The sequence below is a fragment of the uncultured Eubacterium sp. genome, assembly GCF_937958975.1.
In the GTDB taxonomy this organism is placed as follows: domain Bacteria; phylum Bacillota; class Clostridia; order Lachnospirales; family Lachnospiraceae; genus Eubacterium_G.
Window position 1 is genome coordinate 43,502 of the sequence record NZ_CALGRE010000036.1, and the last position, 26,262, is coordinate 69,763.

Consider the following 26,262-nt stretch of genomic DNA (forward strand, 5'->3'; position numbering starts at 1 on the left):
TCTTCTGCAACTATGTGTAATTATACATAATCTATAATAGTATACTTGATTTACATAAAAAAAGCAATACTGCCAATATTTGCTTTATAATATAATCCTCTCATATGAAGAAGGTGTCCCTTTCAGGACACCTTCTTCATTCTTCATATAAAAGTTATTATTTACGAATTCCTAATTTCTCAATTAATGCACGGTATTCGTCAAGATTGTTTTCCTTAATATAATCAAGTAAACCTCTTCTCTTACCTACCATCTTAAGAAGTCCTCTTCTTGAATGATGGTCTTTTTTGTTAACCTTTAAGTGTTCAGTTAATTCCTTAATTCTATATGTTAAGATAGCTACCTGAACTGCCGGTGAACCGGTATCTGTAGGTGTCTTACCATATTCTGCTGTTAACTGAGCTTTGATTTCCTTTGTTATCATTTTTGATTCCTCCTAAATTTTAAATATCCCCTTACACTTTAGTATCGGTTGGAGTTTCCAAATACTGAGTGTAGGTTTAAACATACTTTCTTAATATACAATATAATCTGAAAAATGTCTAGTATTTATTTTTTGTTCCTGTCATAACTGCCTACTGCCTAAAACCACTTATTTCTTAATCTTCACTTTTTTTACTTTGGACCACTTTCCCCATCCTGCTTCATTATAGGCACGCACATATATCTTATATGTTTTACCTTTCTTCAGCTTCTTTGTAGTGAGTTTACGGCTTTTGAGAACCTTACTCAAAACAACCTTTTTCCCCTTAAGAACTTTGACTCTGTACTTCTTTACACCACCGATTTTTTTCCAACTAATCTTGATTTTCTTTCCCTTTTTATTCTTAGCTGTAACTTTCGGTTTTCCCGGCTTTTTGACTTTCACCGTATTTTTACTTTTGGCTGTCGTTTCTTCACGAATCGGTTTCGTCGTTTCTTCTGTAGTCTTTTTAGTTGTCTCTGGCGTTGTTTCCGGAATCACAACAGCTCCGGTTGTCGTAGTTTCATCGGCTGTTTTTTCGGTTGTAGTTTCCGGTTCTGTTTCTTCCTCCGTTGGCTCCTCAGCTTTTGTCGTCGGCTCTGGTGTTGTTTGCGGTACTGTAACCGGCTCTGTTGTTGTAGGTATTTCCGTTGTCGGCTCCGGTGTTGTTGTTTCCGGAAGTGTCAGTTTATCCATGTATTCATCATAAAAAACTTCGCCACAGTCATCACAGCTGATAATAAACTCGCCCTCATCCTCGTAAGTGCTTTCCCTTGCTGAAAATTTATAACTATGGCGTGTCTTTTTCAAAATTTCTTTGACTGTATCTCCACATTCTGTACATTTTTTAATACGGTATCCTTCTTTACTGCAGGTAGGATAAGAAACTTCTGTTGTAGTATATCTGTGACTTGCAGGGAGTGTAAACTGGTGAATTTTGCCACAGTAGTCGCAGTGTTCATCTTCTTTTCCTTCTTTAAGAAATGTTCCATCTTTAGTGCAGGTTGGAAGTGTAATTTCTGCTTTGGGACCCTTAGTTGTGTCTCTTGATTCTATAGGCTTTATTATACCTGGATAATAATACCAAATAGCATTTATCTGTTCTAATGTTGTAAATGTTTTGTCACCCAAACCGATAAACAAACCATCTGCCCACCATATCACCTTTCCATTTTTATTATAGTCTTCATATCCTTCATAACACCTAAAATTTGAGTTTTGACAATCAATAGCGTAATAAGAACCATCAAGGGCTGTTAAATTGTATGCATGAGAAGTTGTACTCACATAATAACTATCAATATTCAAATCATACATAAATCTGTTAAATGTTCTGGTATATCCTGCACATTTCGCTCCACCGTCTAAGATTGCCTCTATTGGTTCCTGCCCATGTGATACCGATACTGGAATCCTTCCGCTTGCAAAGTTCTCATCTTTGATATTCTCTTTTATCCAGCCATATACAAGCTGCATTTTCTGATAACCACAGAGATTACCATTCTCTGCACTAAGACCAAGGTCCGCTTCTATCTGCTTCGCTTTATCCATGTATTCATCCCAACGTTCAACACGTCTGACATTCCAGTCCATAGGAGAGTGCATCGGCCTAGCATTCACTTCAACTATATGATAACATGTATTACCATTCTTTGCCCGATACTTTTTTTCGAATGTATTTACTCTCAAATCAAAGTCTCCCTTTGAAGCACAATAACTATTCCAATACTTATCATATAATTCATCCGTACCTTCTGTTTTCACAATATAATACTTTACATCAAAGTCATTGTTGAATGTACGTTCAATAACATCATCCAGCATCTCCTTATCTGTCATTGCAATTTCTTCAAGTATGCCCACGGCTGTATCTGATATTTCTTCAATGTAATACCATTCTCTATACTGGATATACTGGCTCTGAACTGTAAATGCATTTGCAGTTATCCCAAAACTGGAGGCTGATGACATTGATACTGCAAATACGACAAATAAAGCTGTCATTTTCTTAAGTTTTCCCATAGATTTGTCCTCCCTCTTCCTTATAAATAAGTATATTCGTTTATTTATATATAAGTATACCATATCGAACAGATGTTTACAAATAGTTTTAGGAGCAGTATACGTTTTTTGTACCACTGCCCCTATATGCCATTATCTATGAATCACTTACTAATCGGCTATCTCCAGAAACTTCTCTTTAGATATTTAATACAAAAATACAAGCCGACAAGTATCATAATTCCTGCTCCTGCAAGGAGTCCGTATATAAGATTACTATAGCCGGTAGCAGGGAGTTCCAGCGTGGCACCATCTGATATCTGGTAAGTAAGGTCAAAGAAACGATATACTTCGTTGTCCTTATCCCACTTTGCCTGGCTTAAATCGGCTCCTTCAGCTTCTGCCTCTGCCTTTGTCAGTTTCAACGGCAGTTCCACTACGATTGGATCCTTTAATAAACTATAACCCTCTTTGGTGGAAGTTTCTGTTAAGGTATATTTTTGTGGTGGAAGTGTCGGTTTTCCGTCTTTCATTCCAAAGGTTATCTCTCCGTTTGCATCTGTCCTGGCTTTTAATGTCAGACCACTTTCCCCTTTCAGGGTAAATTCAACACCCTCTATTGGTTTCTTTGTATTTTCATCCAATTTAATGACTTTAAGAGAACTTCCGATGTACTTATCAATCATCTCATATTCGACTTCTGTCGTATCATCCGTTACTTCAAAGTGGATGTCCTCTGCAAGTTCGTAGTTTTCCGGTGCATATTTCTCATGAATCGTATATTTACCATTCTTCAGTTTAAATACACTGTCTACATTAGCTGATGTGGTAAATGAATACAATACATTTCCCGTAGCGTCTTCTATCAGTTCGAGTTCTGCACCTTCTAGCAAATCTCCCGTATCTGTTTTTTTAAGGATTGATACAAGTTTTGGTTTGTCAAGCATTGTGATACTGATTAATTCTCCTGTATACTCACTGTCATCATCTTCAGGAATATCTAAATCATCAACATCTACTTCGTGGGCATCACCATCTGTGATATCAGAATCGTCTTCTGTTTCAGGTTCAGAAGTTTCAGGTTCATTTTCAGTTACACTTTCAGGAACGTTAATGACGCCATCATCGTAGTTTACGACATTGCCTCCCTGGTCTTCGTATTCACTGCCGGATGGGATATTGTAATCTTTATCTGTCTGGGACTTTCCATCCGTCCATGGCTTTCCTGCTATAAATTCAATATCGTCCGCAAGCTGGTAATCTGATGGAGCAGATACCTCGTGGAGATAATAAGTCTCTCCGGCTGTCAGATAATCAATCTCATAAGGATTACCATCCGTAGTCCATTCAGCTCTTTTACCACCCACTGTTACAATATTCTTATTGCTGTCTAATATCTGAAGTACACATCCGGCAAGCGGCTCTGCAGTATCGGATGCGAGTTTTATAAATTCAGTCTTTGTATAGTCATCTTTCATAACGACAGTCTGAACTTCTCCCGTTTCTCCCACTTCAAAAGTGACACTGTCTGCAACAAGATATCCTTTCGGTGCACTCTTCTCTACAAGAGTATAAGTTCCGACTTTGAGCCTTTCAATACGGTGCGGTATTGCCTCGGATATCCATGTCTCAATCAGGTTGTTTTCACTGTCATAAAGCTCCAGAACCGCTCCCGGCAGTTCTTCATCCGATGTGATATCCACCTTGCTCAAATCAACCTTGATATAATCATCCTCCATAATAACTTCCGTAACGGTTCCATCTTCTTTCACGGTAAACTCAACATCAGATGCAATCGTATATCCATCCGGTGCTGCCTCTTCATGGAACAGATATGTGTTTCCCGGAATCAGTCCATAAACCTTATGAGTTTTACCATCACCGGTCCATTCATCAATAATATTTCCTTCAAGGTCTTCTACATGATATTTTCCTCCGGTAATCTCCTGTTTTGTTGTAATATCAACCTTTGTAAAAGTTGTTTCCGTTTTGTTGTCTTTAAATGTGGCTTCATAATACGGAATACCATCCTCATCAATTCCTGATTCCTTCCCATCAGAAATGATAATTACCTGTGGTTCTGAGTCAAGTACATAGCCCTCCGGTGCGGATACCTCTTCAATTCGGTAGGAATGTTTCATAAGTCCGTCTGCAATAATCAGTCCGTCTTCATCTGTTGTATAGAGTGCATCCTCTTCTGTCTCAATGGCATTGCCCTCTTCATCAGATGTCACTAACGTCTGTTTTAGATAAGCACCGGTCGTAATATCATAAATCTTAAAGACCGCCCCGCTCAGTTTGTGATTGTCTGTTGCATCAACTTTTAAAATTTTAGTACGGAATTCTTCTTTCTCTTCAACAACTGTAGTAAACGCTGCCGTGTATTCGGAATTTCCTTTATTTTCAATAGTAAGTGTCACTTTCTGATTTGGCGCCTTTTTCCAGCCATTCGGTACTATTGTTTCTGCTAAGATATAATCACCAAATGGAATGTCCGTAAATGTTGCATATCCATCTGTTACTGTTGCAGTACTGATTACATTAAGCTCCGTACAGTTATAGAAAGGAATCTCCTCTTCGCTAATACCTTCAGGATATTCATACAACGTAAAACCTGCACCATTGACTTCGTTCCCCTCTGTGTCAACCTTATGTACCTTTAACATTCCGCAGTCTTCATCTTCTTGAAATTCAGCTGCATAATCATATACCGTCTGCGTGCCATTTGGAGTAACCTTCACATGCCGTACTTCATCAGACAGCTTAAATTTACCACTTACCGGAGCTTTTGTCTCTTTCAGCCAATAATCTTTCAAGTCAAGTCCTTCTGCTTTTCCTTTTCCATTATTACCAATCTCAATGAAAGTAACAGGCTGTGTCAGTGCTTCATCTGCATATACTGTATACTCTGCACTGGCAAGGTCAGCTGTCTTATAATTCCCCTTATCTCCTTTTTTTACAACAGTAAGATTTAATTCATAAGGTTTATCAACCAGCTGGTCACTATCAAAAACACCACCGTTATCAATCCTCTGTGTACTACCATCGGAAAATGTTGCAATAAGATAATCCACAATCCACTCATTTTCTTTATTATTATATGAAGCATAAGCCTTAACATTAAAGTCGTCTATTTTTTTGTAGTTATCTGGCGATTTATTCTCTTTTACAATAAGTTCCAATGTTTTATGTGTTGCATCCACATTTACTGCATGAGTCTGTCTATTATCTATCGGAATTTCTCTGTCTTCAGGTAAAAGTATCTTGCCCTCAGCATCATACGTTGTGTTATAACTTTTTCCATCATATCCCATTACCCTGCAGAAACTTTTTTCATCTGCATAGTAAACATTAAACTCTGCTCCCTTAAGCAGTGAACCTCTTGGATTTTTCTTTCTAAGACCGAAGTTCAGACCTGCACTCATTTCTTTGTTAGAAAACTCTATGCTGAAAGTCCTTGCGTATGTATCCGCCACATCCCATTTACCTGCACCGGCAATTAATCTCTCATATTTCTCATAACTATCCGTAAGTCTAGTCCAGTAAGTATCATCATCAAGATCTTGTCTCATATTCGCAACTTTTGCCCTATAAAATGTTGCACTGCTCAAATCAGCACTATCTCTTACGATATCACCTTTTTCATATCCAATTCCCATAATGAAGACACCTTTGTCTTCATCTACCATGGTATTCTCATAAAACGGTATATCAATACAATCTTTTGACATATCAATTTCCGCTTCATCCCCTGCATTTACATATGGAGCTTCTACAGATGTTTCCTTAATCTTAAATTTCCCCTGATTGTCCGATGTATAAGTAAATTTATATTCTCTGTTAGAATCAATAGAGAAAGAAGGGGTCTTCTTATAGGCACCATATCCGTCTCCTGCCTGTGCGGACCACTCATATACATCAAAAGCTGCATTCAAAGTCCTTTCCGAATCCTCTTCGTCGACTTTTACAACATTTACTTTCAGGATTTTTTCAACATTCTTTAATACATTGGAATCTGAAAGTGATGAATTATTTTTCTGCCATACTGCATATAGTGTCACTGTATCATCCGCTTTTGATGTCAGATTCTTAACACTCTGACCATTGGCATATTCCGGTGCTGCAGCATTTTTATTTGTCGACCATCCAAGGAATTTATATCCAACCTTTGCATATCTGTTTGCCGCAAGATTTCCGGCAGTATCATATTTCAATTCCGTATTGGTCATCTGACCCGCTGTAGCACCGTTTCCATCATACTTAACGTAATATGTATTCGGTACATACATTGCCGCAAAATTTACAGTTCCGGCTGTTCTTCTCAGACTCTTAAATGAATATGGAATATATGTACTATCCTTTAATGTTGGCGTTGTGGCTGTATTAACAGTCGTAGTATTACAATAATATATTCCATTGCTTGTACCAATACCATGGGTATCATTGTCCATTCCGCTGATGTTCCATCCCGTAAATGTATATCCTGTTTTTGCCGGATGTTCTACATAAAAATATGTATTTGTAAATCCTTTATCTCCACCATCTGTTACGGTTGTCGGATTCTTTTTTTGTGTTCTTCCATCCACAGCTGTATGTGCAGTATTATATCCTGATGCAAAACGACCACCCTTCAAGTCGTATTTTACTGTATAGGAATTTCTTGCAATATGTACCGTCATATTGGTATGGATTTCTCCATGGTCAAGATTTATCCCCATATTCATCAGATTCACTGCGAGAATGAATTTTTTTGTTTCTTCGGAAGTCTCATGTGTGTCAAGATCTGTATATACCGGACTGGTTCTTGCACCTGATACCGAATTATAAACTCTGCACTTACCGGAAGTTTTATCAGTTTCTAAGCGCTGATACGATGTGTGTGCGGGTACCGTAAAAGATACTCCGATAATTGCAACCGCATAATTCCCTTTTGCCGTATAATACAGACCGCTCTTTGTGTAAGTGTCATCTACAGTCAAATTATAATTGCTACCTTTATTCCCATTAATTTTTGCACTTACGGTAGTTTCTGCTGTAGTATGATTTTGTTTACTTCCACCAAGCTTATCGCCAAGATTGACATCAATTCTTATTCTATCACTTTTACCCGTTGTATCATCCTTAACTGTTACATAAAAATGGCCGCTTTTATTGTCAACAGTAATATAATCACTATCTGCCGCCATAGCATAATTATGAAACAGTGATATGGTAAGCACCAGCGTCATAACGAATGCAAACAGACGTCTGCTTATATTATTAAATTTTTTCATTCTAAACCTCCTTACCATATGCTGTCATCCCATGTCACTCCGTCATAGGATAACCCTTTTTCTCCGTTAAGATATGTTACTGTTCCCGGCATAATCAAAAACTGGATTGATTTTCCTGCTTTATTGGAGAACAGAAAACTGTTCAATGTATTCTCTCTTAAATAATACGTTCCCGGTCTCAGATATCCGGTCCTGAAATGTCCATTTTTTTCAAGTATAATGCTTTCATAACCGCTTACCGCTTTTTCACAGGCCGGATCATAATAAATACCATAAGTAATGCCTAATGCTTTACTTGAAAAATCGTAGTTTATGTCTTTATTTCCAAGACCATCCACAATTATTTTAGTGATATCAAGCCAGCCGCCCGGTGTATCCGTAAATGCCTCAAAAGGAACAAGTTCATTTGCATTGGAAACACTGATTGTAACAAATTTCATTGACTTATCATCAATCTCATAATTATCCGGTGCTTTTGTTTCTGCCACTGCAAATCTGCCCTGATTTTTCGTCGTCCATTTCACAAGGTTTTCTTTGATATCAATCTTTGCAATCCCTGTTGTCTTATCGGATATTCTCTTTGCAATCGGTATATAAGATGCACCATTCCATTCATAAAATGTAAACTCCGCACCACCAAGAAGTTTTCCTGTTACGGAATCCTTCTTTACTGCCTGAAGACCTGCTCTCCACTGTTTCTGAAGTCCTAAGATTTCTGTGTTTGGATTTGCTTTAATCACTGTTGTCTTATTTTTTTCGACTTTGACACCTTTCGTATAGTCCTGATCAAACGGAGTTGTACCATTTGCCCAGTTGATTTCTTTAATATAGTAAGTACCTGTCGGAATTGCCTCTGTTAACTTTCCATATCCGCTTTTATTTGTTGTTATCTTTGTATAGATATCCTTACACTCTTTATCACTATAAATGTTAAATGTAGCCGTCAGGTCAAGGGTTTTTGAAACCTCCTTATTCTCACTGTCTACTGCCATTTTCTGAATACTGATATATCCTTTTGCCCTTCCATTCTCAACAGTCCAGAGAAGAGGTTCTATCGATGCTGCATTCTCCTTTGTGATCTGGTAGTCTTCTGTTGCATGATTATTAATACAGTCAGGCGGAGCTTCAATCTCAGTAATTCTAAATTTTCCCTGATTGGTCTTTGTATAATAGAGTTTCCCCGTGGATGCATCCCCATGATAGTCTGTTACAAGAATGCCGTTATTACCGACATCTTTTTTTATCTGATAGCCTTTATCGCTCCACTCTTTTACTTCAAATTTAGCTCCGGATAAATCTTTTCCTGTATTCTTTTCCACCTTATGTATCTGGATACTGAAATCCCATGGCTCATTTTCAACATTCAGTTTTACAGCTTTTTTTGCAACAGTATTGTTGGTTGTTGTTTGTATTTTGTAGATTTTATCATTCAGATCTGTTCCAATCGGGTTGCTTAACTCACGAACATAGTATTTCTTGCCCGGAGAAAGTTTTTTTGCCTGTTTTTTTGACGTTGTCGCCTCTCCTTTACCGTCAAGCTTCAGCTTAAACAATTCACGCTTTCTTGCATCTGCATCCGCTTTCTTTGCATAAACTCCATAGACAGCCCCTTTTACAACTCCGACATTTTCGCCTTTGACTTTTGTTTTTTTGACAATCTTCAAATATGTAACAGGAGGCACTTCGAGTTTAATATTTACTGCCTTTCCACCAATCCTCTGTCTGCCCTTACTGTGGAACATTGCACAGATATGGATATAATATCCGCCTTTTTTATCTTTCATCAGATATGCTGTTACATAATCTAAAAGACTCAACGAAAGCTGGTTTGATTCGTATCCGGCTGTGCCATGATCAATACAATAAATATCGAGATATCCCGGCACATCACTCTTACTTACAAGAGAAAGACCATTGCTTTCTGCAAGTTCTTTTAGTGTCTCCGTCAGCTTACTCTTTGAGAAATAAACACGAACCCCATCATATATTTTTCTTCCGGTAGGTACATCCTTATGATATTCATCTGCGCTATGATTCCACTTGAGGTCTGATACCATTTTTTTGATATTTTTCTGTTTCACTTCACTGTCAGCTTTTACAACCGTCACAAAGGAATCTGTTATATTGCTTATGATAGCAGCTGCAAATGTCTTTCCCTGTGTTTCATCATAATCATCTACTTCAATCCCTGCGTTCTCGTTATTATCCCAGCCACCGTTACAGACATTGTCAGATTTATTCATCAGGCTTTCTGCTACTTTTTTATTTGCAAGTTTTACTTCCATTCCTCTATAATCATAACTATTCTTAAAAGTAATGATATAACTTCCATCCTGCTCTTTTTCGGATAAAACAAAGTCATTCTTATCAACAACTTTTCCATTCTTTACAATTTCAATATCTGCGTACGCATCGTATCCTCTTAAATTCTGTACTTCAATTGTACTAACGCCTGCATCCAGATTAAATTCTCTTCCAAGATATACTTCTGAATCATTCCCATTGTTATCTGTAACTGTAGCATGAACCACACTGTCTGCCACCGTTACTTTCATTCCCTTATTTTCGCTCTCTGCATCTGTTACATGGATGGTATACTTTTCATACCAGTTCATGGATGCATCACTGACAGGTGTTACTTCATAAGTTAATGTATAAGTACCGTTTTTTGCTGTATTTACATTACCTCCTTTGATACTCAATACAAAATCATTGCTGTTGTAATTCCAATGGGCAAACTCAGGATAACATACAGAACCTTTTTGTACTGTCAGTTCCCGATCAGATTCATACATCTTCCCACACTCTGTATAATCTGAAGGAACATATCCTGTAAATCCCTCTGATTTTGATAGTCCGTATATTACATCATTTATCTTTTCAGAGCGTACTGTTGCAAACTCCTTTTTCGATACTGCCGTAAACAGATACAGTTTATATACAGAATATTTTTCTGCCGAAACCCTGTAGACTACTACCGAAGTTGCACCCGGAGTGAAATCTATGACTCCGTCATGATATTCCATTGTTTCATTCTTACTAAGCATTCCATCCGGAAGATATTCCTTTGGAGAAAATGCTTTATCCCCCGACCACACATACAGATGTGCGCCGACATTTACATTGTCACCATATTTTTTTGAATACTCCTCAATGAGTTTCGCATCATCTTCCGCCTGTACGTCCTTTCCCTTGTCCTGGATAATAATATTTGATGCGTAAACTCCGGTCAGAAGCAATACTGATACTAGAAGGAGTATAATTCCTTTCTTCAATAATTTCATTCACATTCTCCTTTTGGTTATGTGGTTATACCACTGTTATCAATTTCTATTAAGTATGCGAATCAGGAATACAGAACACCACGATTTTTTTATCTGTGTTGTGTGTTGTATCACACGTGGACAGTGTCAGTGTGTTCCCGTATTTCCTTATGTTTTCATCAAGATTTCCTTTTCTAAATCTTTCTGAATAATCCGCTGCATTTTGCTTTAAACATGGATACATAGAATTACTTATCTGTTCCTTTACCCATGCATTAAAAAATATATTATTAAATTCCGTATCATACACACCGGATGACTGTGATGCATAGCAGACAGATGCAATCTGATACTGGTAAGTTTTCTCTGGAGTATATAACTTAACTTTTTCATGTCCTTTGAAATAACCTGCATCTAAATAATTTTTTAAACTGCCGAACATCACATCCGTCCATCTTCCCATGTTGTGTGCGTATATGATATTGTTTGGGTTTTTACCCAGCTCTGTATTGTATAAGCGTTCATCAAGAAATACAGAACCATATATGCTATACCTTCCATAAATATCTTTGGATAGATATTCCTTATTGTTTGTCGTCTGTACTACCGGATAATCAACAGGCGTTCCGGGTATTTCAATCCAACACACGATATCTTTGTTGATTTGAAGTAATTCCTTCCAATCTATAATTTTTTCTTTTCCTGTTTCGTCTACCACCTTATCCCTGATTTTGTGATACTCAGATTTAATTTTATAACATTTATAAACATCACTTAGAAACTCATAAGATGAAATTGTAAACACCACTATAAAAACAGCTAGAAAAAATCTTCGGACAGCATTTCTCTTCATCGCTTACCCTCTCTTATTTTTTTACGGCTGAGGAACTTTGTTTCAGCCACAATTAAAAACGCAAGCAAAAGTCCAATTGCAATACATTTCATATATTCATTTTTCCACTGTGATACATAATTACCTGCCTTAATATCCTCTTCCATGTTTTCCATATATTCACAACGCTCCCCCGTTACAAGAAGACGGTGGTCGTTAATACCATATGGGGTACATGTAATAAGCGTACACAAATCCCTGCTATCATCAAAAAAAATGCTTTCTGTATTATCCGGTAACACAACTTTTATAGACATTACCTTATAACACAACTTTTTATTAAGAATCTTAATAAAGAACAAATCACCTTTATTCATTTGTTCTAAATCCGTAAACAGCTTTTTATCATTAAGCCCTGTATGACCTGTCAGCACACTATGACATCCATCCCCTCCAATGGGAAGGGATGTTCCTTCCAGATGACCGATACCTTTCATTAAAACTGTCTCATTGCTTCCATAGTATATGGGAAGATTCAGATTAATTTTGGGAATAATGATATATCCCATCAGACTGCTCTTTAGTAGAATTAAGGATGCATACTTTTCCGACATCTGATTCACGCTCTCCTCATTGAATGGGTCACGGAGCACGGTGACCTCTTTCTTAAGTCTGTCGTTATATTTTTGTGCCTGAGAAAACAGATTTTCAATTCTCTCATCGTCCATTTTATCTACTTCTTTTTCATAATCAGCTATCACCCCTGACATCCTGTCCCTATATATATAATCGCTAATCCACGGATATAAAGCAGTAATTATTCCGATTATTATAATTATCACAGGAAAAATTTTATATAATACAATTGATTTTGCACTATACTTTTTATTCTTCTGTCTCTTCATTTCTCTTTCTTCTTGCAACGGCTACTCCTACACCGGCAGCAATCATTCCGATAATCGGAAGAAGTCTGATTCCATAGCCGCCTGTTTGTGGCATAAACCAGTTCTTTGAGTTCAATACACTTAATCCTGCAACTGCATTTGCTGATGTCTTATATGTACCAAGATTGACTGCCTGTCCATCTACTGTTGCAGTCGCACTTTCAACACCACCCTTTGCCATGGCAATCTTCCCTGCCGGTCTTCCTTCTCCTGACGTCGCATTTAACTTATCTGCATCATTTATTGTCATTCCATCCCAGCCTGCAACTGCCGATTCAATGTCCTGTGTTGCTGTCTTAATATCAATCACAATCGGCTCCTTTAATAAGGAATATTTATTGTCTGTTGCTGTTTCTGTCAGTTCGTATTTATCTCCCTCAATACCATAAATCAGTAACTTACCATTTGCGTTTGGAACAAACTGTGTCGCTTCACTCTCGTTTTCAGTTTTTCCTGTAACATAGTAAATCTTATCGTTTCCTGATGTTTCCGTTTTATCAGATACAACATAGTATCCATCTGTCGTGTTATAAAGTGTAAACTTAACATTTTCCGCATTGCCATTGTTATCTGAGAATGTCTTTGTCACATCAATACCATATGTAAATACAATAGCTTCGTCTTCCAATGTGTCATAAAAACCTTCTGATGTTCTACTCCATATAAGCTGAACGTCGTTTGGATTTCCTTCATCACCAAGAGTTGCTGTTGCGTCTGAATTAACTTTTGCCTGATAGTAAACAACCATATAGTAATCAGAATATTTTTCATTAATTTCCTTCAAACCTTTTTCCGTTACGGTAACAGTTAACGATGAAGTATCATCTTTATTTTCAGATGTTTTAATTGCTGCAAATTTATTTGTTGATGATACATCCCAGATGGCAGCTGCTCTTGTCACATCATTTACAGATGCATATTTAGCATCTTCACCATTTACGTCTGCATCATATGTTTTAACGCTTCCAACCGTAGAACCCGGTTTATGCGCTGCAATGTCATCAGCCCATGTTTCCGGATTTGACTCATAAAATGCAATCTGTACTGTACCAGCGACATATTCAATACCTTTGCTTAGTGTATCGTTAAACTGATACTGTGTCAGATAAGTTGATTCAGATGTAACATGCGGAAGTTTTGACAAAAGAATGTAGTCAAGTATATCTCCCTCGGATGCTGTAGTCGATGAATCATAATAATACTCTTTTCTGTCAGCTACAAACTTATCATTCTTTTCATATTCAGATACAAGATAATCCTTCCCCTGTTTCCTTTTGGAACCGTCTGTTACATTATTTCCTTCTGCATTTCTAACTAATTTCTCCAAAGTAGGATTTCCTGACTGATTCTTTGGATATACATAAACATCATAGAACCATCCTTTTCCATCAGAATGTGTCATTGGTATAGACACAATCCATGGTTCAACTGTCATTGTCACCTGTTCTGGAACCTTCGTCTCTACGATAAGATACAGTCCAAGGTCAAGATTTTCAGCCTTTGCAAGACCATTTTTATCCGTTAATTCCATTGCAGTACCATTTTTAACTGCATAAGCCTCTAACTTATTTTTAGCTTTGACCCCTTTTTCATTCGTAGCCCTGACCGCATCCTGAAGTGTTGATGCCGTATAATGATACTTTGTTCCTGTACATTTGTTTGCTTCATTATCCGATTTCATATTTTCCGGCGTTATGGAATCCAGCCCCAAAATCGTTCGGAGTTCTGCATCAATCTCATAGACTACTTTTATCTCTTTCTTACCATCCACTACTTTAGATGACGTCTCAATCTGTCCAAGATTCACATAAGTAAACTCAACACCGGAAATTTCAAAATCTTTAAATTTGTCTTCCACAACACGATTTTGTTCTCCACTGGAAAAACCTGTTGCTTCTGTGTCATTCGTATCAAGACCCGCAATTTGTTTTGCTGCTGTCATGTCATACTTTCTGATTGTCATACTGCCCTTTTTTGCATAATCAATGATATCTGCATTATTAAGAGCGTCTTTTACTGCTTCTGTGTTTGAGGCATACGCTGATGAATATCCTGTGTCTGCCATTATCGGTAATACTGTCCGAACCGCCAAAACAAGTACCAGAGCAATAGTGCTTATTTTTTTTAAACCTTTTCTCATCTCTTTTCCTCCTAGATAAACTATAATTTATATAAAACCTTTAGGTTGTTATATTGAAAACACAATATCTTTAACATTTCACGCTTTTTCCTCGCTGCTCATACAAAAAAGACATTACAAAGATGTAATGTCTCTCATGCTATTTCATTTTCTGTATATATGTTTCCTTGTACAAATTTTATAATTTTCTCTTTAAACTGTAATTTGACAAAAATATTTAATACTAAAATCAATGATTGGATAAAATCCCCCAATTTTTTAGCTTTATAATTTCAAACATTTCATAATCACAAAATATATTATATTTTCCATTTAGTTATACAAAAATATAATCTTTTTTCTTCTCCAAAAATGAAATCACATGTTCTCTTCTTTAAGTTACATCATACACTACATACTCTATCCTATTATCAATGTTCTTACGTTTTCCCTTTTGGTCTAATCTTTTGTATATAACTTTATAAACTATTTTTACATTATAAATACAGTTGTAAAACAATAATTTTAAGTCAATTATACGACTATATTTGTTTTTTATCAACTATAGATGATATTTTTTTACAAAAATATACACAAAACCGTAATCACTTGATATGAAATTTTCAATGTCCAGGTATAAACAATATTTCCTGTAATTCTCTCCAAATATTCATAAATACCTTAATTTTATACTTATTAGATAAAGCGTTTGTTATATTGTATCATATAATTTATAAAATTCAACATAATATTTATGTTTCAGATGCTTTATTTTTGTGTTATTGCATCTTTAATAAATCCTGTAACCTATGTATCCATTCTCTTAAAATAGTACATTTTCCTTTATCCCATTCATATACCCAGAAATCATACTTACTTTGTCCTTTTATCTTTGCATACTTCAAATAAAACTTCGCTCTTAAAAATCTTTCTTTCAAAAGACTGTAATCTTCAACAACCAATAACATATTGTTGCTATTTTTAAAGTTGCTGCTGACAAATTTATTTTTCCAGAAAAAATCTTTATCACAAATAATGCGCACGGTTATCGCATTACTCACCTCAGGCAAAACAGAGCTATGCCTTACGAGCATTTTCATTTTTGATTGACAATACATAAGATTTTCATCGTTCATCCAATCTATAAAAACAGAATAACCGGCATCATTAAACAACTTGACCACCGTCACTAACTTTCTCCTATCCAAATGATTGTACGATAAACAAATATCATACCTTTTTCCAATTATTTTCAGCTTTGCATCATAATACTTTGCCATTCTTTCATTTTCACTTTTTACCACACTTTCGTACTTTAGATATTCAATCTCACTCATCCTTTTGCACTTAGTAAACAAATTATTATCATTATTTTTCATTACTTTATCCCCTTTCGATACTTTTTCATAAATTTTAAAAAACATAATCTGATTAAAAACTTTATCTATTTTATAAAATTTAATAAACAAGTACAAATAAAAATTTATTAATTATCCAACGATGTCATAATTCCTATAAAATAAAGAAGCTTTCCCATAACTTTTCACAGTCACACGAAAACTTCTCTATATTTTTCTATTTTGTTGTAGCCTTTGCTTTGCGCTTTCTCAGGATAATCCACAAAATTCCTGAAACAATGAGAACTAGTCCAATTATTACAACCCATCTTAGTAATGTATTTGTCCAAAAAATAACAAATGCACTAGGAGAAACCGTAATATTATAAAAAATTTCCTTAGAACTGTAACTGTTACCCGCCTTATCTTTACATGTAATAATTACATTTTGATACATTCCCTCTTTCAAATGAAATATTAATTTATTTGAATCTTTTTCTAGTGTGTTCTCAAGGCTGTCTCCCGTCAAATCAAATGGTGTGTTAATAATGTTTCCATCTCTGTCTGTCACTTCAACAATAACCGATGAAAGTTTTCCCCCATCATCCGTTGGTATTATCGTAACGGTCTGGCTGTCTGTCTGATACCTTCCATTTTTCTCCATTCCCGAAACAGTCAACACAGGAGATGTCTTATCAATAACAAAACTTATCTCCGCTTTTTTTATATCACTGTAAGCTACTGTCTTTGTTTTGTCCGTCGATGTAACTATTACAGAATAATTATTTTCTTCCTGAAACAGGGATGACTTAATAGAATATTCATATCTGCACCATTTTCCTTTTCCTTCTGATTTAGAAACGGTATAATCTATTCCTTCCCTCAATTCCCTGTTATTCAATTCCACTTTATAACTACGGAGTGGGTCCACATTAATCTCAACGATTTTGATATCGCCATCTACACTTTGATTATAGTAATTATCTACAATCTGTTTTGCGTAATCATCCAACATAAAAGCAGAACCTTTTCTATTAACGGAAAATGACAGGTTCTTTGACTGCTCATTTCCTGAGTCTGATATTGTAAATGTGTCAATAGAATTTCCTGCATAGTCAGCAGCTTTACATTTTAATGTATAAACTGCATCTTCCTTTAAATTATCAATCACATAAGAATGCGTCTTACCCTTGTCGCTCAAAACACCTTTTCCAATATCAATTATCTTTGTCTTAAACTTACCATCCCCTGTTTTATATACTGCCGATAATTCAGCATCAAAAGCACCGGAATTTAGATTCTCATCTTTGGAAACAATGGTAAATCCTATTTTATCCTTCTTATTTGCAGAATTATTCTTGATTCCCTGAACCATAATTGTCGGTTTCCTGCTGTCTATGGTCAATTCATTGGATTGATATGATTTCATCTTGTTCTGTGACCTGTCTTTATAATCCACATTTAATTTATAATGCCCGTCACCGGATATTGTAACTATACCAGTCCAATTATCTCCATTCTGTGTCCATTTTTCTGCCCTTCTGGATGCACCATTTACTTTAATGGAAACATCCTCAGGATAAAAGTTCGCCTCGTTAATCTGAATTGTAGCTGTAATATTTCCTGTGTAATAAGAAATTCCATTATTAGATGCAACAGGTTTATTTAAGGTTACATTACCCTGTGGTGCGATGTTATCTACTACCACAGTCTTCTTTTCTTCTTTGTCTGAAGAATTATCTGAACGGTCATACGCAGTAAATCTAACCTTACCTCTAAATTGGTTATCACCTTTTAACGTATTTTTCGGAATATTAAATTTCGCTACTGCTGTCTTGCCGCCATTTATATAAGTTATTCTTGCATTTGTAAGGGCTTTATCAATTAACTCTGCATTTCTTTTGCTTACACCCTTAGCATTTTCATAACTGTAAACAAACTTATGTATGCCTGATATGTTGTCATCGGCCTGTATTGTAACCGTCATCTGCGCATTATAAAAGCCAAATGTAACTGAATTTAATACATTTTCAAAAATATTCGTACTATAAGATACTTTCAGATTAGCAGGATTTGTTTTATCTACTGTAAACTTATCAGATTTATATCTTAAAATGTTTCGGTTAGATAAATCCTTATACTTTACATCAAATGTATAATTTGCATTTTTTGTATAAGCAATTTTTGCCGTATGCACATCACCATTGGATTTCCAATTTCCTCTGTTTTTTAGATATTTTGCAAAATCCATAACTTTTATATCATTTCCGGTTATATCTTTTGCTTTTACGACCACTTCCACATCATCTGCTCTAAAATTATGCTCCGTAATTGTTATCATTGCAGTCTGCTTTTTATCATAATACTTTCTTCCCTTGACAGTTCGAATCACATTATCTTCGCTGTATTCCACATCTATCGCAGGTCTGGTTTTGTCAATGATTATCTCATTACTTGTATAAGATTTCATCTTATTGTTAGAACGGTCTTTATAATCCATTGTCACAACATAGTGTCCCTCTTTTGCAATTGTTATGGAAGAGGTCCAGTTATCATCTTTCCACTTTTTCCACTTTTCAGCTCTCACCTTTTGTCCGTTAATTTTAATTTCAACATCTTCCGGATAAAAGTTTGCCTCATTGACAGAAAATGTCACAATTGCCTGACTTTGATAATATAATTTATATTTATTACCTTCTGTCGAATAATTATATTTATCTACTGTCTTCAAAGTTTTTGCATTCACAACATGTTCCGCATTACTAAAGCTTACAGTTCTTGTTGGTGAAATCGTATCCACCACAACCACACGGTGACTGTCCTTATATTCGTCGCTATGATTTCCTGCCTTGTCCGTGACGACTGCTGAAATCTTTCCCCTGTACTGTTTCGCTTCGTCTGCTGTAAGTGTAAACTCAACCGATGATATTTTTTTGTCATAGCTATTCGTAAATTTATCATCTGTATTTTTTATCGTTCCATTTTCTTTTTCTCTATTGCTACTGCTAACTTCGCTTTCCTTTTCATAATACCAGCTAATATAATCAATTCCTGACGTATCATCTTCTGCTGTTATTTTGACTGTCACGCTTGGATTATAATAACCGAATGTAATCCCCTCAAGAAACTTATCCAACAGAGATTCGCTATATGATACCCTTATTTCCTCTTTAGCGGGTGCTGTTTTATCAATGACAAAGGCTGATACATTGTCCGGAGATACTTCTCCATTATCAAGTAATTCCGTATCCTCCATATCTGCATCGTATGTATCTGCCGGATTTCCTCTTAAATCACTATAGTTTATTACAAAATCATACTGTGCATCCGCATCAAAAGTCACCGTAGCAGTATGGATATCTCCTTCACTTACCCAGCTTTCTCTATCCTTAAGATATGCTGCATAATCTTTTACACCCACATCCTTTCTTGCAACGTCTTTTGCAAGTACCAATGTCTCCACATCCTCTGCCCTGAAATTGTGCTCTTCTACAGTAATTTTAGCTGTTCTTGCCTGCGCGTAATACTTTCCATTCACAGCCTCATTATTATCATACACTACAGAAATTTTAGGCTTATTGTCATCTATCATAATATAAGGTGACAGATATTCCTTCATCTCATTTGTTGAGCGGTCGGAATATGTCATTAAAATAAGATAATCCCCATTTTCTTCTATCTTAATATTTCCTATCCACTTGTCTGTATCCGCAATCTGCTCCCAGTCCAGTTCGTTACTTTTTACAACACGTTCTTCTTCTGTCTCCACATTTTTCACCGTGATATGAACATCTTCCGGATAGAAGTTTGCCTCATCAACGGTAATCGTCGCTGTGGCTTCTTCTTTGTAATAGAGCTTATATCTGCCCTCGCTGCTGTAATCATACGCTTCTACATCTTTCAGTGTATCTGCATCTACTACTCTGTCAGCCTGACTATAGGACACGGTTCTTGTCGGTGCAATCGTATCTACAACTACAACATGGGCATTATCATGATATGTTTCACTTAGATTTCCTGCTTTGTCCGTCGCTTCCGCCGAAATCTTCCCCCGGTATTGCTCTGCCTCCTCCGCCGGAAGCGTAAACTCCACACTTGCTGTTTTATTATCACTACTGTAACTGAATTTCTCATCCGTATTATTTATTGTTTTATCTTCCTTATCCACATTTATGCTGCTTGCGCCATCTTCTTTTTCATAATACCAATGAATATTGTCGATTCCCGATATATCATCCTCCGCTGTTATTCGAACTGTAACATCCGGATTATAATAACCGAATGTAATCCCCTCAATCAGCTTATCTAACAAGGACTTACTATAAGACACATGAATATTTTTACTATCCGGCGCTGTTTTATCAATGACAAAGGCTGATACATTTTTCAGTGATACTTCTCCATTATCCAGTTCCGTATCCTCCATATCTGCATCATATGTATCTGCCGGATTTCCTCTTAAATCACTATAGTTTATTACAAAATCATACTGTGCATCCGCATCAAAAGTCACCGTAGCAGTATGGATATCTCCTTCACTTACCCAGCTTTCTCTATCCTTAAGATATGCTGCATAATCTTTTACACCCACATCCTTTCTTGCAACGTCTTTTGCAAGTACCAATGTCTCCACATCCTCTGCCCTGAAATTGTGCTCTTCTACAGTAATTTTAGCTGTTCTTGCCTGCGCGTAATACTTTCCATTCACAGCCTCATTATTATCATACACTACAGAAATTTTAGGCTTATTGTCATCTATCATAATATAAGGTGACAGATATTCCTTCATCTCATTTGTTGAGCGGTCGGAATATGTCATTAAAATAAGATAATCCCCATTTTCTTCTATCTTAATATTTCCTATCCACTTGTCTGTATCCGCAATCTGCTCCCAGTCCAGTTCGTTACTTTTTACAACACGTTCTTCTTCTGTCTCCACATTTTTCACCGTGATATGAACATCTTCCGGATAGAAGTTTGCCTCATCAACGGTAATCGTCGCTGTGGCTTCTTCTTTGTAATAGAGCTTATATCTGCCCTCGCTGCTGTAATCATACGCTTCTACATCTTTCAGTGTATCTGCATCTACTACTCTGTCAGCCTGACTATAGGACACGGTTCTTGTCGGTGCAATCGTATCTACAACTACAACATGGGCATTATCATGATATGTTTGACTGCAATTTCCTGCTTTGTCCGTCGCTTCCGCCGAAATCTTCCCTCTGTACTGTTTTGCTTCATCTGCTGTAAGTGTAAACTCCACACTTGCTGTTTTTTTATCACTACTGCAACTGAATTTCTCATCCGTATTATTTATTGTTTTATCTTCCTTCTCCACATTTATGCTGCTTGCGCCATTTTCTTTTTCATAATACCAATTGATATAGTCGATTCCGGATGTGTCATCCTCTGCTGTTATTCGAACTGTAACATCCGGATTATAATAACCGAATGTAATCCCCTTAATCAGCTTATCTAACAGGGACTCACTATAAGACACATGAATATTCATACTATCAGGTTCTGTCTTATCTACTACGAACTCATCAGAATATGTATCGGCTTCCTTTCCCGCCAGATTCGTGTATGCAATTGAAAAATAATACTGTGCATCTGTGTCAAAGGTTACCGTTGCCGTATGCTCTGTCTGATTTCCTGACCAGTTCTCTCTCTCCTTCAAATATGCGTTATAGTCGGACACGATTACATCTTTTCCATCCTTATCTTTTACAATAAAGGAAGGAGAAACCTTCTGTCCTGCAACATCCTCTGCCACTACAACTGCCTCAACATCATCAGCTCTAAAATCACGGTCTTTAATGGTTATCGTTGCCGTCCTTGATTTCTTATAATACTTTTCATTCTCAACCTCTTTATTATCATATTCCACTTCTATTTTAGGCTTTTGTTTATTAATAATAATATTGGGTGATGTATATTCTGTCATTTTATTGGAAGAATAGTCTGTCCCGGACATAGAAATAACATACTCACCATCCTCATTTATATTGATGACTCCTATCCACTTTTTTGTATCTTCTTTCTGATACCAATTTAGCTCACTTTTGGATACCTTATATTCCTGATTTGCCCGAACATTTTTAACCCTGACTTCTATGCCATCCGGATAGAAATTTTTTTCATCAACCGTTATCGTTGCTGTAGCTTTCTCCTTATAATAGAGATTATATTTACTCTCACTGCCGTAATCATATTCTTTTACATCTTCCAAGGTTTCTACATCTACTACTCTTTCAGCCTGACTATAAGATACACTCGTTGTTGGCGAAATATTATCAAATACAACAACGTATCCACTATCCTCTGTAGTCGTATCATGTCCTGCACAATCACATGCCTTTATAATAATATTCCCTTTTAAATCTTCAACACTCTCCACTCTCAGCGTAATTTCTGCTGATGCTTCCGTGCCGTCTTCCGAATACGTTAAACTCTTTTTATCCAACTCCCCTTCCGTCGCTTCCAGTTTCGTTATATGTTCGGTATCATTGCTGTGATATTCCCAGTGCATACTTTCAATTCCCGATAAACTATCTGTCGCCGAAATCGTCACTGTTACCGTACTTTGATAATATCCGTATGTGATGTTTTCCCAAAATGTTCCCTTTGGTTCCTCATAATTTATCATCAGATTCTCCGGACCTGTCTTGTCTATCTTTAAATTACTGCTGTCTATAGTTGTTCCCAGTGTAATCGAGCCATCTTCTTTATCTTTAAGATATATATCAAACCCATTATTTTTACCTTCATTCTCTACAACAATTTTATCTGAAAAATCTGCATTTAATGCATTTGATTTACCAATGAGATAACCTACTTTGGGTTTGATTGTAATATCACTTCGGTACCAGCCATTTTTCGATTCTCCTTCTATTATATATGCGTTTTCCGGACAGATATTTTCTTCGACCTCAACACAATACTCAGAAGCTGCCTCTTCATATCTTTCACATTTCGCAATGGATGCCTTCACCACAACCATTCCTGTTTTTCCATCTTTAAAGGTAAGCTCTCCACTATTTTGATTAATTTCCGCAATATCCTCCCCGGATATTATTATATAGCTGACCTCGCCTTTACTGTCTGTCTGACTGCTGAAAGCCTTATTTTTATAAGATATTGTTCCATATTTAATTTTATTCGAAGCAACATTTTCAAATTGAACCTGCTGTTTCGCTCTTTCAATTGTAATTTTATACTCTGCCTCTGCGGCTGCATATATGTCATCACCTGAATGAATGGCTCTCACAGTAACAGTGCCGGCCTTTTTTATTTTTAATGTTTCATCCTGAATGTCTGCTACATCCTTGCCCTCTACAATCTCATACTCGACTTCTTGGTTACTGCTCTCTATGCCAACTACCTTATTGGTATAGGTCAAACCGTTTTCATAAATAAGCGTTTCCGGTTCTTTCTCAAAACGAAAGCCGGACTGTTGTTTTTTTCCCACTTCAATCGCCACTGACACCGGTTTGCTCTCATTATAGTCATTGTCCCCCTCTCTATAGATAACAATCTGAAATTTTCCGGACCTCTTTATTGTAAGCCCCGTTCCATCCTTGTTAATCTCCGCTATATTATTTGTTCCTTCTAATTTATTACCGACAATATCATACTCTTCACCAATGCTATAAATATAATTTCCGCTTCCATCTCCACCCGAAACTTCTAAATTCGGCAATTCAGAACTTTTATCTGCCAACTTGATACTTTCCGGTATTCCTAATTCCAGCTTTGACTGCATTCCTTTTTCCATATGAAATTCAAGGCTGCTTTCTGCCCCTTCATATTTTTCATCACCGGAATATTTCACTGAAAACACATAATCATTAACTGCAGTTTTCGGAATTTCAAAAATATATTCACGTCCTGTTCCTGCATCCTTCGTTAATTCAGCAATAATCGAATTGTCACTTTTTACCCGAACCGTATATGTCAGGGTTCCCGTAGCATCCTGATTTAAGTTGATTACCTGTATGCCCACCTTCTCTATCGGTCTCGTCTGTGTAGTCGATGCACTATCTTTCATTGCAAGCATCATATTGTCAGACAGAATCTTATTTATGCTAACCTTGACTTCCCGCGTCTCAACTTCAGTACCATTCAATCCCATGACTTTACATGTATAAATACCACTATCTTTCAGACTGACATTGTCAATATGTATTGACTGTCCTACAGCGCCTGTGACTTCTTGTCCGTCTCTATACCACCGATAAGTATTTTCATCAGCATTTTTTGCAGATGCACTTAAATTTAATTCATCTCCCACATTTAAAACCACATCTTTAGGTTCTATGGTAAATTCAGCATCCGGATATTTTTTTACTGTAATATGAAGAATAACATCTAATAAACTTTCTTCTGAAACTTTAACACCTTCCGGTATCTTCACTTTACCTGAAACATTAAATTTCTGTTCCTCTGATTTACAGTTTACATCATATTTTATAGTGCTGTAATCCCATTCAACTTGAGCCACATCATGTTTCTTTGTTGATGTATTTATATGCACACTTACCGGAAGCTTATCTTTCAGTACCTCTATTTTCGTTCCATTATCAACAATCAGGCTTTCTAATCCGTCGATGCTTTCTAATATCTCTGTCTCTACTGCCTTTTCTTCCCATCGGGTTTGTTCAAAGTTGCTTAACTCCACAAGCAGATATTGTCTGCTTTCGCTATTAAAGGTTACTGTTCTCTTCTTTCCATCAATAGTCAGTTCCATTTCAGTTCCGTCTAACTCTTCCAAAGAATATTTTGTAACCCAAATTCCATCACTATCTGTCATGCCTGTATCCGATAACAAGTTTCCCTCGTCATTATTTGTCAAATAACATTCTATATCCGCCATTGGTATTTCTTTTTGAAGTACCTGAATTTTAAAATTATCGTCATTTCCCTCTGCATAGATTTCATGACTCAAAGGACACATACATATAACTATTGCAACGGACATAACAAACGCTATTACTTTTTTTAGTTTCTCTCCCATTTTCATTTGTTTTCTCCCTTCCTTATATATTGAATATACTGATAATTTTTTCCATTCATATAACTATGTAACTGTATCAATAACATTGATAGGGACAACAATAAATACACTGTTGCTTCATTTGCTCTCACAATACAATATATCAATACAACAATACAAAGTAACATCAATATATCTATGACAGCCGCTGCCTTACTCGTGCAAAAACAAACCACTCCCGGCGCCCTTTTCACAGTCAGCTCTTTTATTACATCATTTTTTCTTCTTACATTTATATAAAAAAACAATATGTATCCGATAATAAATCCACCCCAGAACATACTTCCGGTAATTATGAATGGTATTCTACTGCCTGTTTCAATTGCGAATTTACTAGCCAATGGCATAAAAGAAAACGAACACGAAAATACCAATAAACATAAATACATAATATATGACAAGATAATTGTCTTTCTTCGTTTGATTTTATTTACTCTCATCTTGAATCAATCCTTTCTGTTGCATGTGTAAATGTAATATCATATTCGATAGAAAATCTATATTTACCTGCAATTTTTCCGATATCATCCATCTTTTGTCTGTCTGAAACTGTCGTCACTTTAGGTGTAGACTGTTTCAAAACCGTAGTTTGATTATTTTCTGTGTTTTGAAGAAGTGTTGTATGATTATCTAACACTTGCGTTTCAGAAGAATGTGATGTCTTTTCTAACTTTTCAGTGCCTGCACTAATATTTGAACTTTCACGAAAAGGATACAAATTTCCTGAATTTGAAATCTTATCTGTTACTCTTCCACGTTTCTGATTTACTTCACTGGGTTTATATGCCTTATTCCCTGTTGCCTTATTTCTTTCTCTAATATCACGAATTGCCTTTTTCGCATTGGAACCTGTTAAATCACCAACTACTCCAATAATTTTAAGCTTAAAAAACAGAAAAACAGACAGCAATAACATAAATCCACTCAAGCCTGCGCATATATAACACATCCAGATATATGATTCATAAGTCATGA

General features: G+C 36.2%; 11 protein-coding genes. All 11 read right to left on the reverse strand.

What is annotated here, in order from left to right:
• Positions 1-157: 157 nt before the first annotated feature.
• Positions 158-424: a 30S ribosomal protein S15 gene (gene rpsO, locus Q5O86_RS05680; protein ID WP_302626175.1), complete on the reverse strand. Its 267-nt coding sequence runs from the start codon at positions 422-424 to the stop codon at positions 158-160.
• 168 nt (positions 425-592) lie between these two features.
• A complete protein-coding gene (locus tag Q5O86_RS05685; protein WP_302626176.1) occupies positions 593-2,485 on the reverse strand; it encodes a fibronectin type III domain-containing protein in 1,893 nt (630 codons plus the stop codon).
• A gap of 158 nt (positions 2,486-2,643) precedes the next feature.
• The gene (locus Q5O86_RS05690) at positions 2,644-7,737 is read right to left on the reverse strand and encodes a collagen binding domain-containing protein (RefSeq protein WP_302626177.1); all 5,094 of its coding nucleotides are present in this window, start codon (positions 7,735-7,737) and stop codon (positions 2,644-2,646) included.
• Positions 7,738-7,748: 11 nt separating this feature from the next.
• The gene (locus Q5O86_RS05695; RefSeq protein ID WP_302626178.1) at positions 7,749-11,021 is read right to left on the reverse strand and encodes a collagen binding domain-containing protein; all 3,273 of its coding nucleotides are present in this window, start codon (positions 11,019-11,021) and stop codon (positions 7,749-7,751) included.
• A gap of 49 nt (positions 11,022-11,070) precedes the next feature.
• A complete protein-coding gene (locus Q5O86_RS05700; protein WP_302626179.1) occupies positions 11,071-11,853 on the reverse strand; it encodes a class B sortase in 783 nt (260 codons plus the stop codon).
• Positions 11,850-12,737, reverse strand: coding sequence for a class C sortase (locus tag Q5O86_RS05705; RefSeq protein ID WP_302626180.1), 888 nt, complete (start codon positions 12,735-12,737; stop codon positions 11,850-11,852). The genes Q5O86_RS05700 and Q5O86_RS05705 overlap by 4 nt, the downstream gene beginning before the upstream one ends.
• A complete protein-coding gene (locus Q5O86_RS05710; protein ID WP_302626181.1) occupies positions 12,718-14,916 on the reverse strand; it encodes a pilin N-terminal domain-containing protein in 2,199 nt (732 codons plus the stop codon). Before Q5O86_RS05710 ends, Q5O86_RS05705 begins: the two co-directional genes overlap by 20 nt.
• Positions 14,917-15,674: 758 nt before the next feature.
• Positions 15,675-16,274 carry a hypothetical protein gene (locus tag Q5O86_RS05715; protein WP_302626182.1) on the reverse strand — a complete coding sequence of 200 codons (600 nt, stop codon included), beginning with the start codon at positions 16,272-16,274 and terminating at the stop codon, positions 15,675-15,677.
• A 196-nt stretch (positions 16,275-16,470) separates the two neighbouring features.
• Positions 16,471-25,254 carry an immunoglobulin domain-containing protein gene (locus tag Q5O86_RS05720; protein ID WP_302626183.1) on the reverse strand — a complete coding sequence of 2,928 codons (8,784 nt, stop codon included), beginning with the start codon at positions 25,252-25,254 and terminating at the stop codon, positions 16,471-16,473.
• Positions 25,251-25,727: a hypothetical protein gene (locus tag Q5O86_RS05725; protein WP_302626184.1), complete on the reverse strand. Its 477-nt coding sequence runs from the start codon at positions 25,725-25,727 to the stop codon at positions 25,251-25,253. Before Q5O86_RS05725 ends, Q5O86_RS05720 begins: the two co-directional genes overlap by 4 nt.
• The gene (locus tag Q5O86_RS05730) at positions 25,724-26,260 is read right to left on the reverse strand and encodes a hypothetical protein (protein ID WP_302626185.1); all 537 of its coding nucleotides are present in this window, start codon (positions 26,258-26,260) and stop codon (positions 25,724-25,726) included. Before Q5O86_RS05730 ends, Q5O86_RS05725 begins: the two co-directional genes overlap by 4 nt.
• Positions 26,261-26,262 lie beyond the last annotated feature (2 nt).

Coding starts and splice junctions, on each gene's coding strand:
- Q5O86_RS05715 (WP_302626182.1), bottom strand. CDS start 16,274: ATGAAAAATAATGATAATAATTTGTTTACTAAGTGCAAAAGGATGAGT.
- Q5O86_RS05730 (WP_302626185.1), bottom strand. CDS start 26,260: ATGACTTATGAATCATATATCTGGATGTGTTATATATGCGCAGGCTTG.
- Q5O86_RS05710 (WP_302626181.1), bottom strand. CDS start 14,916: ATGAGAAAAGGTTTAAAAAAAATAAGCACTATTGCTCTGGTACTTGTT.
- Q5O86_RS05695 (WP_302626178.1), bottom strand. CDS start 11,021: ATGAAATTATTGAAGAAAGGAATTATACTCCTTCTAGTATCAGTATTG.
- rpsO (WP_302626175.1), bottom strand. CDS start 424: ATGATAACAAAGGAAATCAAAGCTCAGTTAACAGCAGAATATGGTAAG.
- Q5O86_RS05700 (WP_302626179.1), bottom strand. CDS start 11,853: ATGAAGAGAAATGCTGTCCGAAGATTTTTTCTAGCTGTTTTTATAGTG.
- Q5O86_RS05705 (WP_302626180.1), bottom strand. CDS start 12,737: ATGAAGAGACAGAAGAATAAAAAGTATAGTGCAAAATCAATTGTATTA.
- Q5O86_RS05725 (WP_302626184.1), bottom strand. CDS start 25,727: ATGAGAGTAAATAAAATCAAACGAAGAAAGACAATTATCTTGTCATAT.
- Q5O86_RS05685 (WP_302626176.1), bottom strand. CDS start 2,485: ATGGGAAAACTTAAGAAAATGACAGCTTTATTTGTCGTATTTGCAGTA.
- Q5O86_RS05720 (WP_302626183.1), bottom strand. CDS start 25,254: ATGAAAATGGGAGAGAAACTAAAAAAAGTAATAGCGTTTGTTATGTCC.
- Q5O86_RS05690 (WP_302626177.1), bottom strand. CDS start 7,737: ATGAAAAAATTTAATAATATAAGCAGACGTCTGTTTGCATTCGTTATG.